At 74.2% G+C, this 13398-nt stretch carries 15 protein-coding genes; 4 read left to right on the plus strand and 11 right to left on the minus strand.

The window, feature by feature from the left end; translation table 11 throughout:
• Positions 1-64: 64 nt before the first annotated feature.
• Entirely contained in the window at positions 65-583 is a 519-nt protein-coding gene (locus tag ACI79P_RS05260; RefSeq protein ID WP_456579976.1) for a DinB family protein, read from the plus strand.
• Between the two features lie 132 nt (positions 584-715).
• Here ACI79P_RS05260 and ACI79P_RS05265 read toward each other — a convergent pair whose 3' ends face one another.
• From ACI79P_RS05265 to ACI79P_RS05290, 6 genes are all read right to left on the minus strand, one after another.
• Entirely contained in the window at positions 716-1645 is a 930-nt protein-coding gene (locus ACI79P_RS05265; protein ID WP_456579977.1) for an ABC transporter permease, read from the minus strand.
• Positions 1642-2727 carry an ABC transporter permease gene (locus ACI79P_RS05270; RefSeq protein WP_456579978.1) on the minus strand — a complete coding sequence of 362 codons (1086 nt, stop codon included), beginning with the start codon at positions 2725-2727 and terminating at the stop codon, positions 1642-1644. Before ACI79P_RS05270 ends, ACI79P_RS05265 begins: the two co-directional genes overlap by 4 nt.
• Entirely contained in the window at positions 2724-4331 is a 1608-nt protein-coding gene (locus ACI79P_RS05275) for an ABC transporter ATP-binding protein (protein ID WP_456579979.1), read from the minus strand. Before ACI79P_RS05275 ends, ACI79P_RS05270 begins: the two co-directional genes overlap by 4 nt.
• Positions 4328-5353: a BMP family ABC transporter substrate-binding protein gene (locus tag ACI79P_RS05280; protein WP_456579980.1), complete on the minus strand. Its 1026-nt coding sequence runs from the start codon at positions 5351-5353 to the stop codon at positions 4328-4330. Before ACI79P_RS05280 ends, ACI79P_RS05275 begins: the two co-directional genes overlap by 4 nt.
• Before the next feature lie 347 nt (positions 5354-5700).
• Positions 5701-6654, minus strand: a complete 954-nt coding sequence (locus ACI79P_RS05285; RefSeq protein ID WP_456579981.1) for a hypothetical protein — start codon at positions 6652-6654, stop codon at positions 5701-5703.
• A 125-nt stretch (positions 6655-6779) separates the two neighbouring features.
• The gene (locus ACI79P_RS05290) at positions 6780-7247 is read right to left on the minus strand and encodes an ArsI/CadI family heavy metal resistance metalloenzyme (protein WP_456579982.1); all 468 of its coding nucleotides are present in this window, start codon (positions 7245-7247) and stop codon (positions 6780-6782) included.
• A gap of 131 nt (positions 7248-7378) precedes the next feature.
• On the opposite strand from ACI79P_RS05290, the gene ACI79P_RS05295 reads away from it, so the two are divergent.
• Genes ACI79P_RS05295 through ACI79P_RS05305 form a run of 3 tightly spaced genes read left to right on the plus strand, consistent with a single transcriptional unit; the run spans position 7379 to position 9242 of the window.
• On the plus strand, positions 7379-7717 hold the full coding sequence (locus ACI79P_RS05295; RefSeq protein ID WP_456579983.1) for a metalloregulator ArsR/SmtB family transcription factor: 339 nt from the start codon (positions 7379-7381) through the stop codon (positions 7715-7717).
• A complete protein-coding gene (gene arsB / locus ACI79P_RS05300) occupies positions 7714-8838 on the plus strand; it encodes an ACR3 family arsenite efflux transporter (protein WP_456579984.1) in 1125 nt (374 codons plus the stop codon). The genes ACI79P_RS05295 and arsB overlap by 4 nt, the downstream gene beginning before the upstream one ends.
• The gene (locus tag ACI79P_RS05305) at positions 8835-9242 is read left to right on the plus strand and encodes an arsenate reductase ArsC (protein ID WP_456579985.1); all 408 of its coding nucleotides are present in this window, start codon (positions 8835-8837) and stop codon (positions 9240-9242) included. Before arsB ends, ACI79P_RS05305 begins: the two co-directional genes overlap by 4 nt.
• Here the strand turns inward: ACI79P_RS05305 and ACI79P_RS05310 are convergent.
• The 5 genes from ACI79P_RS05310 to ACI79P_RS05330 all read right to left on the minus strand — a co-directional run bounded on the left by ACI79P_RS05310 (position 9226) and on the right by ACI79P_RS05330 (position 13381).
• Positions 9226-9777 carry a DUF4334 domain-containing protein gene (locus ACI79P_RS05310; RefSeq protein WP_456579986.1) on the minus strand — a complete coding sequence of 184 codons (552 nt, stop codon included), beginning with the start codon at positions 9775-9777 and terminating at the stop codon, positions 9226-9228. The genes ACI79P_RS05305 and ACI79P_RS05310 overlap by 17 nt on opposite strands.
• Complete coding sequence (locus ACI79P_RS05315; RefSeq protein WP_091930363.1) at positions 9774-9986, minus strand: DUF4177 domain-containing protein; 213 nt, start codon at positions 9984-9986, stop codon at positions 9774-9776. Before ACI79P_RS05315 ends, ACI79P_RS05310 begins: the two co-directional genes overlap by 4 nt.
• Positions 9987-10089: 103 nt before the next feature.
• On the minus strand, positions 10090-12156 hold the full coding sequence (locus ACI79P_RS05320; RefSeq protein ID WP_456579987.1) for a glycosyltransferase: 2067 nt from the start codon (positions 12154-12156) through the stop codon (positions 10090-10092).
• Positions 12157-12221: 65 nt separating this feature from the next.
• Positions 12222-12812 carry a hypothetical protein gene (locus ACI79P_RS05325; protein ID WP_456579988.1) on the minus strand — a complete coding sequence of 197 codons (591 nt, stop codon included), beginning with the start codon at positions 12810-12812 and terminating at the stop codon, positions 12222-12224.
• Positions 12809-13381: a hypothetical protein gene (locus tag ACI79P_RS05330; RefSeq protein WP_456579989.1), complete on the minus strand. Its 573-nt coding sequence runs from the start codon at positions 13379-13381 to the stop codon at positions 12809-12811. The genes ACI79P_RS05325 and ACI79P_RS05330 overlap by 4 nt, the downstream gene beginning before the upstream one ends.
• Positions 13382-13398 lie beyond the last annotated feature (17 nt).

The raw sequence follows: 13398 nt of genomic DNA on the forward strand, positions 1-13398 counted from the left end.
AAAGTGGCACCGATGGCCCCTACCGTCACTCCTGACCGCCCCACCCGACGGAAGGAACCTCCCGATGACCGACAGCGCCCTCAGCCCCGAGCGCGCCGACCTGCTGGAGACCCTCGCCGCGCACCGGTACTTCCTGCGCCACACCGTGCAGGGGCTCAGCGACGAGCAGGCGCGGCAGCGGACGACCGCGAGCGAGTTGACGCTCGGCGGCCTGGTCAAGCACGTGGCCGCGACCGAGGCGGGCTGGGCCCGCTTCGTCGTGGAGGGCACCCAGGCCATGGCCGCGCCGGCCGACGCGGCCGGCGTCGGTGACTGGCAGGACGGCTTCCGTCTGCTGCCGGGCGAGACGCTCGCCGGCGTGCTCGCCGACTACGCCGAGGTGGCCCGGCGCACCGACGACCTGGTGCGCACGCTGCCCGACCTGGACGTCTCGCACCCCCTGCCGGAGGCGCCGTGGTTCGCGCCGGGCGCCACCCGGTCGGCGCGGAGGGTGTTCCTGCACATCGTCGCCGAGACCGCCCAGCACGCGGGCCACGCCGACATCCTGCGGGAGTCCCTGGACGGCCGGAAGACGATGGGCTGAGCCGCTCAGGTGCCCGGCCTGGCCACGGCGGCCGGGCTCCGCAGGACCGGTCCTCGGAACCTCCGCGCGACGTCGGCGGATGCGGGCAGTCCGGCGCCCCCACCGGCAGGAGTTCGGTACCGGCGGCTCCGGTCAGCCGGTCCGGCTCTCCCGGTCGTAGTTGCGGCCGAGGAACTGCGGCACCCGCGCCCAGCGGAAGGCGAAGATCATGACGACGAGGGTCGCCACGTAGGGGATCACCAGGAGCAGCTGCCCCGGGATGTCGGTCCCTGCGATCTCGGTGCGCAGGGCGACCACCTCCATCGCGGCGAAGAACAGGGCTCCCGCCACGATGAACTGCGGGCGCCAGCCGCCGAAGAAGGTGAGCGCGATCGCCAGCCACCCCCGGCCACCCACGATGCCCTCGGTGAAGGTGCCGGTGTAGATCAGCGGCAGGAACGCTCCGGCGATGCCCATGAGCGCGCCGCCGGCCGTCGTCGTCCACAGCCGGGTGCGGACGACGGCGATGCCGAGGCTGTCGGCCGCCCGCGGGTTCTCCCCGACCGATCGCAGGTCGAGCCCGGCCCTGGTCCGGTACAGGAAGAAGTAGAGCGCCACGGCGAGCACCCCGGCGAAGTACACCAGCGCGTTGTGCGAGAAGAAGACCGTGCCCAGGACCGGGATGTCGCTGAGCAGCGGGATCTCCAGGCGCGGCAGGGTGTCGGTGCGCGGAGTGGTCGCGGTCTGGCCGATCACCACCCGGTAGAGGAGCCCGGCCAGCCCGGTGGCGGCGAAGAACAGCGCCAGACCGACGACGAACTGGTCCAGTCGCAGGATGGTCGTCGCCCACCCGAGCGCGAAGCCGAAGACGGCGCCCACCCCCGCGGCGAGCAGGATGCCGAGGGTGCTGCTGTCCGTGGCGAAGCTGATCAGGAACCCGACCGAGGCGCCCAGCAGCATGATGCCTTCCTGGGAGACGCTGAAGACGCCGGCCAGCCCACCCAGCATGGTGCCCAGCGACGCCAGCAGGTACGGGACCATCGCGATCACCGTGAGCTGGGCCAGGGACGTGAACTCGGTCATGCGACTCTCCTCGCCAGACGGGCTGCGATCACGTCGGAGAGCAGCAGGAAGATCAGGATCAGGGCCTCGATGATCAGGACCATCTCGGCCGGGACGCCGACGGTGCGCTGCATCGAGCTCGCGCCGACCTCGAGGATCGCGATGCCGAAGGCGACCACGGGCACCCAGAGGGCGCTGCCGCGGGCGATCAGCCCGATGATGATGCCGAGCAGCAGGAAGTTGGCCTGCATGCCCTCGATGGCCCGGCCGTGCACACCGACGACCTCGAGGGCGCCGGCCAGGCCGCCGAGCGCGCCGCCGATGATCAGCGCGACGACGGCGATCTTCTCCACCCGGATGCCGTTGATCGCCGCCGCGCGCGGGTTGGTACCGGCCGCCCGCAGCTCGAAGCCCGCGGGGGTGCCCCGGGTGACCACGATCGTCGCCAGCGAGACGAGCACGGCGAGCAGGATGCCCGCGTGCACGCCGGGCGGCCCGCCCATGTCGGGCAGCAGCGCGCCGGCGCCGACGCGCTGGGTGGCCGCCACGCCCGCGGCCGGGTCGGACCAGATCTCGGTCGCGGCGTAGTCGACCACCTGGAAGGCGACGAAGTTGAGCAGGACGGTGCTGAGGATCTCGTTGACCCCGAACCGGCCCATGAGGAACGCCGCGATCCCGGCCCAGACCGCGCCTGCCAGCACACCGGCGACGATCGCCAGCGGCAGGAGTGCGGCGGCCGGCAGGCCGGCGTAGACGATCCCGACACCGGCCGACGCGGTCGCGCCGACCAGGAGCTGGCCCTCACCGCCGATGTTGAACCGGCCGACGGCCAGCGGGATCGTGAAGGCGAGGGCCAGCAGCGTGAGCGGAACCCACTTGGTCAGGGTCTCGGTGAAGCCGAACCCGGTCCGGAAGGACGTCGTGAGGATGGTCCGGAAGGCCCCGCCGACGTCGTAGCCGAGCGCGGCGATGACGATCCCGGAGACCGCGAAGGCGGCCGCCAGGGCGAGCACGTAGGGCAGCAGGCCGCGCAGCAGGCGGGCGAGCAGGCTGGGCGCCGCCGGTGCGACGGCGTCCGGCTCGGTGAGCACGGGGCTGGTCATGCGGTCTCCTGGACGCCGGCCATGAGGCGGCCCAGCGCGTATGCGTCGTAGTCGCCGCGCCGGCGCTCGCCGACGATCCGGCCCGAGTAGAGGACCACCATCCGGTCGGCCAGCAGGCTGAGCTCGTCGAGGTCCTCGGAGATCAGCACCACGGCGCACCCGCGGTCGCGTGCCTCGTTGACGCGGTCGTAGACGAACCGGGCCGACCGCAGGTCCAGGCCGCGGGTCGGGTTCTGCAGGACCAGGACCGAGGGCTCCCGATCGAACGCCCGCGCCAGCACCAGCCGCTGGATGTTGCCGCCGGAGAGGTTGCCGGCCGGCGCATCGGGCCCGGGGGTCTTGATGGTGTACCGCTCGATCGTCTGCACGGCGTGCTCGCGCACCCGCCGCCACTGGATCAGGCCACCGCGGCGGTGCGCCGGGTTGCGTTGCGAGCCCAGCAGCAGGTTGTCGGTGACCGAGGCGGCGCCGAGGATGCCGTCGCGGTGCCGGTCCTCCGGCACGTAGGCGACGCCGGCGTCCAGCCAGTGCCGGGTCGGCCGGCCGGCCAGGCCGGTGCCGCCGATCCGCACCTCGCCCGAGTGCACCGGGCGGACCCCCGCCAGTGCCTCGGCGAGCTCGACCTGCCCGTTGCCGGCCACGCCGGCGACACCGACGACCTCCCCCGCTGCGACGCCGAAGTCCACCCCGTGCAAGGCCGGCACGCCCTGGTCGTTGTGCACCACCAGGCCGGAGACCTGCAGCAGGGTGGCGGACCCGGCCGTCGTCCCCGCGTGGTGCTCGACCGGCTCGGCGCCGACCGCGCCGAGCCCCAGGGCCGCGGCCAGGTCGGAGGACGGCTCGGCGAGCTCGCCGACCATGAGCGAGGCGAGCCCCTGCGCGTCGGTGTCGGCGCGGCGCACCGTGGTCATCCGGCGGCCGTCGCGCATCACGGAGATGCGGTCGCAGATGGCCAGCACCTCGCGGACCTTGTGCGAGATGAACACGATGCTGGTGCCCTCGGCGACGATCTCGCGCAGGGACGCGAACAGGTCGTCGACCTCCTGCGGCGTGAGGTTGGTCGTCGGCTCGTCGAGGATGACCACCCGCGCGCCGCGATACAGCACCTTGAGGATCTCCACCCGCTGCCGGGCGCCCACCGAGAGGCGGTCGGTCCGCTGCCGGGGATCGACCGCGAGGCCGAACCGGTCGGACAGCTCCGACACCCGGGTGGCGGCGTTTCGCAGGCCGCCGGACCTGCCGCTCGTGCCCAGCACCACGTTCTCGACCACCGAGTAGGTCGACACCTGCAGCAGGTGCTGGTGGACCATGCCGATCCCCAGCTCGATGGCGTCGCGGGGTGAGCGGATCTGCACCGGGCGGCCGTCCACCCGGATCTCGCCCGCATCCGCCCGGTAGAGCCCGTAGAGCACGTTCATCAGCGTGGTCTTGCCCGCGCCGTTGCCGCCGACCAGGCCGTGCACCTCGCCGGGAGCGAGTTCGAAGTCGGCGTCCACGAGGGCGCGGACCGGTCCGAAGGACTTGCTGATCCCCGTCATCGTGAGGGGCCGGGCCTGGTCGGGGCCTGCGCCCCCGACCAGGCCGGTGGTTGCCGGGCCGCTCATTCGACCGGCGTCACGTCACGGTCGACCTCGACCTCACCGGCCGAGAGCTGCTCGAGGACCGTGTTCACCTGCTCCAGCACGGCCGGGTCGACGTTCTGCGGGTCCTGCAGCGAGATGCCCTGGTCGTAGGTCATCCCGAGGTAGCCGCCCGTCTCCCCCTCCTCGACCGAGGTCAGGATCTCGTCGAGCATGACCTCGAAGTCGTAGAGCACCGAGGTCAGGTAGTGCTCGGGGGCGAGGTTGGACTTGTCGGTGTACTTCGCGGTCATGAGAGCCCCGGGCGGGCCGTCGCCGACCGCCTCGAACGCCCCCACGACGCCGAGGTTCAGCGACGTGAGGATGACGTCGTTGCCGGCGGCGAGGAGCTGGCTGGTGAACTGCTGCGCCCGCGTCGGGTCGTTGAAGTCACCGGTCCACACCGCCGTCAGGTCGGCGTCCGAGCCGGTGTCCTCGAGGGCCTGCTCCACGGCGTGCACCTCGGAGTAGGAGAAGGGCAGGGTGACCCCGCCCAGGTAGGCGATCTGGCCGGTCTGCGAGGCGGCGGCGGCCAGCACCCCGAGCGGGTAGAAGGCCAGGTGGAAGTTCCGGTCGAGGACCCAGACGTTGTCCGGCACGTCGGCGGGCTCGGTGTCCTGCTCGGCGATGAAGACGACGTCGGGGGCCTCGGCGGCGACCGCGACCGTGGCGTCGTAGAACTGGCTGCCGTGCGTCCAGATGACGTTGTAGCCGTCGGCCACGTACTCGCGCAGGACGCGCTCGGCGTCGGGCACCTGGACGCTCTCCGAGTAGGTCGTCTCGGCGCCGTGCTCCTCCTCGGCGGCCTCCAGCGCCTGCAGGCCGAGGAACGTGTAGTCGGCGTCGGTCGTCACGCCGGAGAAGACGGCGGCGATCCGGGGCGCCTCACCGCCGCCGGCCGCACCCCCGCCCCCGGCCCCGGCGTCACCGGCTCCGCCTCCGCAGGCGCTGACGGTGAGCAGCATCGCGGCGCCGAGGGCGCTCGCGGACAGTCGGGCGGATCGCATGGACGACACCATCCTCGGGATCGGTGGACGTAGGAAGAGACACTTACCTCAGCGCTAAGGTGTGGCCCAGGGCACAGCTTGCACCGCAACGCAATCGAGATCGAGCTCCCCGCCCCCGCGCGGCGCGGCGGATCCACCTGGGGCAGGGCGGGCAACGGCACGCTAGGTGCCCGGCGTGACCAACCTGTGGCGGGAACATTTCCGGCAGTGACGTCTCGTGTTCCGATCCGGTCACGCTCTGCCGCTGACGCCCTCTCCGACCCTGGACACCCGGTGCGCCACAGCCGGGAGGGAGCCCGCGGTACCGACGGCCTGCCGAACAGGCGGGGGGCGCGGGGCCGTGCGCATCAGCCCGGCGCCTCGTCGGACAGCGAGGCGAGCCTGGCGACGGCGCGGTCGTGCGCCTCGGCCGCCTCCGCGGCGTCCCGCTCGGCACCGGCCCGCCGGCGCTCCTCGCGCCGCAGAGCCGCCGCCGCGTCCCCCGCCTGGCGCTCGGCGTCGGCCAGCTGGTCGGCCAGCTCGTCGACGCGGGCCCGGAGCTCCTGCTCGCGGGCGGCCAGCTCCGCCGTGACGCGGCGGTGCTCCTCCAGCACCTCCGCCGCCTCCGCGGCGGCCGCCTCTGCCCGGTCGACCGCCTGCTGCGCGGCGGCCAGCTCGCGCCGCCGCTTCTCCTCCGCGGCCCGGGTCCGCTCCTCGTCGGCCCGGCGTCGCCGGGCGGCCGCCGACTCCCCCGCCTCCTCCCGCTTCGCGCGTGCCGGCGGCCGGGCTAGCTTCTCGGCGGGCTTCGGGCGCGGTGGGTGGACCAGCCGCAGGTCGGGCCGGGCGACCGTCGTCCCCATGCCGCTGTAGGACATGGGTGAGGTCAGCCGGCCGGTGAGCAGCGCCCGGCCCGCCTCCGGGTCGGACATCGCGGCCCGCAGTGTCTCCTCGACCTGCGTCGCCACCGACGCGCTCACCGGGTGACCCTGGGCGTGCGCCAGCGCCCGCGCCTGGCGGGTCAGGGCGGTGAGCAGCTGGCGCCGCTGCACGTCCAGGGCCCGCAGCTGGTCGCCGGCGAGGTTCTCCTGGGCCTCCCGCAGCAGCTCGCCCAGCTCGACGAGGCCCTCGATCTCGGTGCGCTGCTCCCGCACGAGCACATTGCACGCCCACGCGGCGGCCGAGGCCTTGGGCAGCCCGCCGATCTCCTTGGCCAGCGCCTTGTCGCCCTCGGCCCGGGCCTCGTCCTGGCGCGCCTTCCGCAGGGAGACGAACTCCTCGGGCGGGACGGCGTACAGCTCGTCGGCCACCTCGTCGAGATCCACGGCGGCATCCTGCCCTCCCGTGTCGACCAGGTCACCTGGTTCCCCGGGGTCCTGGCTCACGGTCGGTGCTGAGCCGGGACCCCGAGCGGTGAGCCAGGAGCGGCGGGGGCTCCGCTCGCGCGGCGTCAGCAGCAGGCGGCGGCGGGTTGCGCGTCCGTCCGGCAGCAGGTGCCGTCCCCGGAGACGGCGGAGAGCTCCGCGTCGGTCTTCCCCTCCAGGTCGGGACGCGCGTCCGCCGTGACGGTGTAGACCTCCCACGGCTCCCCACCGGGCCCGGTCACCCAGACCTTGTCCTGGACGGCGTAGCAGCAGGTCGTGCCCTCCTCGGCCCGCGTGGCCAGCCCCGCCTCGGCGAGCCGGCCGGTCGCGGCGGTGACCTCGTCGGTCGAGGCGACCTCGACCCCGAGGTGGTCCATGCGGGTGGGCTCCCCGGCCTCGCCCTCCAGCAGCACGAGCTTCAGCGGCGGCTCGACGACCGCGAAGTTGGCGTAGCCGGGGCGGCGCTTGGCCGGCGCGGTGCCGAAGAGGCGCGAGTAGAAGTCGACGGCGGCGTCGAGGTCGGCGACGCGGAGGGCGAGCTGCACACGGGACACGGGGGCCTCCTGGAGGGACGTGACATAGACGGACGTCGATGTCTGAACGCAGAATGAACACCTCGTATCGATGCTTGTCAATACGATGGTCATCGTTACGATGTCGGTCGACGTCCGACGAAGGAGACCCGATGAGCGAGCCCGCCCTGGCCTGCTGCACCCCGCTGTCCGGCACCGCGATGTCCGCCGAGCAGGCCGAGCAGGTCGCGCCGCTGCTCAAGGCGCTGGCCGACCCGGTCCGCCTGCGGCTGGTCAGCCTCATCGCCTCCAGCGCGAGCGGCGAGGCCTGCGTGTGCGACCTGAACGACGCCTTCGACCTCACCCAGGCGACGATCAGCCACCACCTGAAGGTGCTGCACTCGGCGGGGCTGCTGGACCGGGAGAAGCGCGGGGTGTGGGTGTACTACGCCGTCCGCCCGGCCGCGCTGCGCGCCGTCGCCGGCCTGTTCGAGACCGCGGTCCCCGCGTGAGCGACGCCGTCCGCGAGACCGCGCGCACCGACGTCCCGGACGACGCCCCCGTCCTCCGGAAGCTCTCCACCCTCGACCGCTTCCTGCCGGTCTGGATCGTCGCGGCGATGGCGCTCGGCCTGGTGCTGGGCCGCTGGGTGCCGGGCCTGGACGACGTCCTCTCCGCCGTCGAGGTGGGCGACGTCAGCCTGCCCATCGCCATCGGCCTGCTGCTGATGATGTACCCCGTGCTGGCCAAGGTCCGGTACTCCGAGCTGGACCGGGTCACCGGCGACCGGCGGCTCCTCAGCGCCAGCCTGGTGCTCAACTGGCTGCTCGGCCCCGCGCTGATGTTCGCCCTCGCGTGGCTGCTGCTGCCCGACCTCCCCGAGTACCGGACCGGGCTGATCATCGTGGGCCTGGCCCGCTGCATCGCGATGGTGCTCATCTGGAACGACCTGTCCTGCGGCGACCGCGAGGCGGCCGCCGTCCTGGTCGCGATCAACTCGGTGTTCCAGATCCTCGCGTTCGCCGCGCTGGGCTGGTTCTACCTGCAGGTGCTGCCCGGCTGGCTGGGGCTGCCGACGACGTCCGCGGAGTTCAGCGTCTGGGCGATCCTGCTGTCGGTGCTGGTGTTCCTCGGGATCCCGCTGCTGGCCGGCTTCCTCACCCGCACGCTGGGCGAGCGCCGCAAGGGGCGCGACTGGTACGAGGGCACGTTCCTGCCGCGCATCGGCCCGGTCGCCCTCTACGGCCTGCTCTTCACGATCGTGATGTTGTTCGCGCTGCAGGGCGACGCGATCACCTCCCGCCCCTGGGACGTCGCCCGCATCGCCCTGCCCCTGCTCGCCTACTTCGTCCTCATGTTCGGCGGGTCCTTCCTGCTCGGCATGCGGCTGGGCCTCGGCTACGCGAAGACGGCGACGCTCGCGTTCACCGCGGCCGGCAACAACTTCGAGCTCGCCATCGCCGTCGCCATCGGCGCCTTCGGCGTCACCAGCGGGCAGGCCCTCGCCGGCGTCGTCGGCCCGCTCATCGAGGTGCCGGTCCTCGTCGCCCTCGTCTACGTCTCCCTTTGGGCCGCCCGGCGCTGGTTCCCCGGCGACCCGACCGTCCCCACGACCGCCAGGAGCACCCGATGACCGCCAGCGTCCTGTTCGTCTGCGTGCACAACGCCGGCCGCTCGCAGATGGCCGCCGGCTGGCTGCGCCACCTGGGCGGCGACGCCGTCGAGGTGCGCTCGGCCGGCTCGCTGCCCGGCGACCAGGTCAACCCCGCCGCGGTCCAGGCCATGGCCGAGGTCGGCATCGACATCTCCGACCAGCGCCCGAAGGTGCTCACCACCGAGGCGGTCGAGGCCTCCGACGTGGTGATCACCATGGGCTGCGGCGACGCGTGCCCGGTCTTCCCGGGCAAGCGCTACCTCGACTGGGCCCTCGAGGACCCGGCCGGCAAGGGCGTCGAGTCGGTGCGGCCGATCCGGGACGAGATCGAGCGGCGCATCCGCGGGCTGCTCGCCGAGCTGGGGGTCAGCTCTCCCGCGTGAGCAGGAAGAAGAACGGGTCGGGCAGGCCGCGCAGGTCCATCAGGCCGAGCACGGTGCGGCCGTCCACCCGCCGGAAGACGTCGATGATCGGCAGCCGGTCGTAGACCATGGCGGCGGTGACGACGCCGCGGTGCTCCAGCGCGCGGAGCCGCGCCGTGGGGCGGGTCGTCGTCAGCAACGGCCGGACGGCGGTGAACGCCAGCCGGGCCGCCGTCGAGCGGGCCACTCCGGGGAGGCCGCGCAGGACCCCGACGGGGACGAGCGCCGGCTCCACCGGGCGCGGGCCCGAGCGGGTCGCGAACAGCAGCGGGTGCGCGGTCTCGGCGTCGAGGAACTCCTTGCCCCACCAGCCGTAGGCCTCCAGCAGCCCGTCCAGCGGCGACCCGGTGGGCACCCCGCTCCCCCGCCACCGTCCGGTCATCTCCTCCACGGCGACCGCCGAGCCGCTGTCGAACATCGAGAGGGCCTCGTCGCGGGGGATCCCCCGGACGGCCCTCGCGACCCGCGGGTCGCTGCTCCGGGAGTCCGTCGTCACGCCACCGGGCGCTCGAAGGTGACCAGCACGCCGTCGACGCCGCCGGGGCCGATGCGGCCCTTCACCTCCACGGAGGTGATCGCCTTGAGCTGCCAGCCCGACCGGGCGTGCTCGTTGAGCACCTTCTCCAGCTTCCCGCCGGACATCTTGCCGCCGATGAGCCCCTCGCGGATCTCCTCGACCTTGTACTCGTAGCGCGCCGCAGCCATGGTCGCCCGTCCTCTCAGCCGTCCGGTCGGTCACCCGCCAGCCTGCCGACGTCGTGACGAACCTGCCACCGCGCCCGGCGGGACCCAGCGCCACCGCCGGGCGCTACCGGCCGTCGGCACCGGAGAGCGCGCGCTCCAGCTCCGGCGTCAACCGCGGGATCGGCCGGGTGTCGTCGTCTCCCGGGCGCCGGGCGAGCGGGGAGACGAACGGGCTGCGCACCGCGGCGGCCACCGCGTCCGGGTTGGCCCGGGCGGCCGGCACCCGGCCACCCGCGACGGCAGGCTCGACCGTCACCGGCGTGACCTCCACGGCCGCCGAGCGGGCGGCGCCCGCGCCGAACGCCGTCGCCGAGAGCGCGGCCAGCTCGCGCCACTGCCGCCCGACGAACTGCAGGCGGTGGACGTCCTCGGCGCGGGACCGGACGACCGCGCGGAACACGACGTGCGCGGCGCGGTCGGGCACGCGGATGGCCAGCGCGACCTCCGCACCGACGGCGACGCCCCCGCCGCGGACCCGCACCTGCGCACCGCCGAGCGAGACGTCGACCAAGCGGGCGGGGGCGCCGTCGACGACGGCGGGCAACGCGGCCGGGAAGCGATGGCCGTCCCGGCGCTCGGCGGAGAAGCGCGGGTCGCGGATGCGGCGGATGCCGGCGACGACGAAGCCCAGGGTGCTCGCCACCCAGAAGACCGGCACCAGGGTGGTCCCGCCCAGCCGGTGCTCGACCGGCGTCCAGCCGGCCAGGCTCGCGGCGGTCCAGAGCAGGCTTCCGCCGAGCACGGCCGCGAGCACGAGCAGCAGCGCGGGCACCCGGGCGCGGGTGCGGTCCTCCCCCGTGCGCCCCTTCGCGGTGACCGCGAAGCGACCCGTGCCGCGGAGCACCAGCGACAGCGTGGCGGCGAGGTTGGAGGGCAGCCGGACGACCTCGAACAGCAGGGAGAAGCGCGCCGGGGCGAAGCCGCGTGACAGGAGACCCAGCGCCACCTGCTGCAGGAGGAACGGGATGCCCGCCATCACCGCGAACAGGACGGGCGGCGCGTCCACCGGGAAGACGCCGGTCAGGAGCACGGCGACCGGGACCAGGGCCAGACCCAGCGTCCGCCACGAGTCGAACCACGCCGACAGCGAGTAGAGGTAGCCCAGCCGCTGCCGAGCGGTCAGCCCCGTCGCGGTCAGCGGGTTGTCGTGCTGCAGCACCTGCATGGCACCCCGGCCCCAGCGCCGGCGCTGGGCGTAGAAGGCGTCCGGGCTGCCCGCCGCCAGGCCCCGGGCGAGCACCTCGTTGTGGTAGGCGCTCCGCCACCCGGCGCGGTGCAGCTTCATGGTCGTGTGGAAGTCCTCGGTGAGCGACTCGGTGGCCACTCCCCCGATCTCGCGGAGCGCCTCGGCCCGCAGCACGGCGTTGGTCCCGCACCAGAAGGCGGCGCCCGCGTGGTGCTTGCCGGCCTGGATCACCCGGTAGAACAGCGACTCCTCGTGCAGGTCGACGCCCGGGCGCAGGTGCTCGAAGGAGCTCGTGTTGTAGAAGTGCTGCGGCGTCTGGACCAGCGCCAGCCGCTCGTCGGCGAAGTAGGGCAGCGTGCGGGTGAGGAAGTCCGGATCGGGCACGTGGTCGGCGTCGAACACGGCGACGAGGTCCGTCCGCACCAGCGTCAGCGCGTGGTTGAGGTTGCCCGCCTTGGCGTGGTCGTGCTCCGCGCGGGCGACGTAGCGGGCGCCCAGCGCGGTCACCATCTCCTCGACCTCGAGCCGGTCGCCGTCGTCGAGCACCCAGGTCTCGTGCTCGCCCTCCATGGCCAGGCAGGCGGCGACGGTGGGGAGCAGCACGTCGAGGTGCTCGTTGTAGGTCGCGACGAGCACGGTGACCGACGGCGGCGGCCCGGAGCCGGGCGCCGGCACGGTCGCCGGCGCGACGTCCCAGGTGGTCATCACGAACAGCACCAGGGCCAGCCCGCCGTAGAGCTCCAGCGCCAGGAAGGGCACGCCGAGCCAGAGGGCCGGCCCCTCGGGCAGGGTGACCAGCAGCCGCCAGGTGAGGTAGCCGGCGGTCGCCAGGACGGCGGCGACGGCGACGGCGCGCACCACGAGCAGCCGCGCGGCGCTCTCCGGCGCCGGAACGGCATCCCGGGTCCCGCTGGGGCGGCCCAGGGCCGCCCGATCGATGCTCACCCCGGGGTGATCGACACGCTCGCCCTGCGTGCACATCCCCCCGAGGGGTGAGGTCGCTGCGGCGGTCAGCCCCCGGTGAGGCGGAGCCGCTCGGCGGTCCGGTCCGCCATGTCCGCGACGTGCTCCCCCTCGTGCAGCAGCGTCCAGGACATGACGAGCTCCACCGCCGTCGGCACGCCGTGCACGTCCACCGCTCCCGGCGGCGCGACCAGGTGGCGGACGCTCTCGACGAGCAGGCCCTCACCCGGCCCGCCGGTCTGCCGCGCCACCCGTCGGACACGCAGCGCCGGGCCGGCCGGGAGCGCGACCAGAGCGACGGCGGACGGCGCGAGCCCCCGCCCCACGGTGGCCCGCTCCTGCTCGGCCAGCTCCGTCAGCCCGGTGGTCAGCCGGTACCGGTCCGCGCGGAGGGTCGCGAGGACGCCGTGGGCGGGGTCGGGGACCCACATCGCGACGAGGTCGGGCGTGCCCTCGCGGAGCGCCTCGCCCAGCGAGCGCAGCTGCGCCCCGAGCCAGGCCGCCTCCGCTCCGCGGGCGTGGAGGTCGTCGCAGACCTGCTGCGTCCAGGCGGTGACGTCGCCGGTCCCCGGCAGCCACACCCACCCGTCGTCGGGCGGCGCCACGGTGTAGCTCCAGCGGTGCGCGGCGCCGGTCACGGGAGCCACCGGAAGGAGCCCGCCACGGCGTCGAAGAGCGCGGTCAGCGGTTCGAGCAGCTCGAGCAGGGGCGTCGAGAAGCTGAGCAGCACGAAGCCGCCGCCGGGCATCGGGTGCTGGTACTGCACCAGCTCCGTCGCGACCTGCCGGCCGTCCGGCGCGGGCGCGTGCGTCCGGCGGCGCACGCGGGCCACGGGGCCGCAGGCGAGCTCGACCACCTCGGCCGACGCTCCCCCGCGCCCCGCGGCGAGGAACGCGGTGACCTCCGCACCGGGCCGGTCGCCCGGGTGCGGCGGGACCACCCCCACCGCCAGGGCGCAGGCGACCGGCGGGGCCCCCTCCTCGAGGACCGAGAGGTGCACCTCGACGGTGCGGCTGTCGCGGCGCGCGGCGACCGCACCGTGCAGCAGGCGGGCGACCTGCGGCTCCAGCCGGTCGCGGTCGGGCCGGCCCCGGGTGACCGCCCGGGCGATCCGGCGGACGTCCGCGTCCCGCTGCGCGTCGTCGAGGACCCGGATCCGCACCCAGTTCCCGGGCACCGCGAAGGTGAAGTCGCGGGGCTGCCCCACGGCTGTTCCCGCCGCCA

It is taken from the genome of Blastococcus sp. SYSU DS0510 (genome assembly GCF_054050835.1).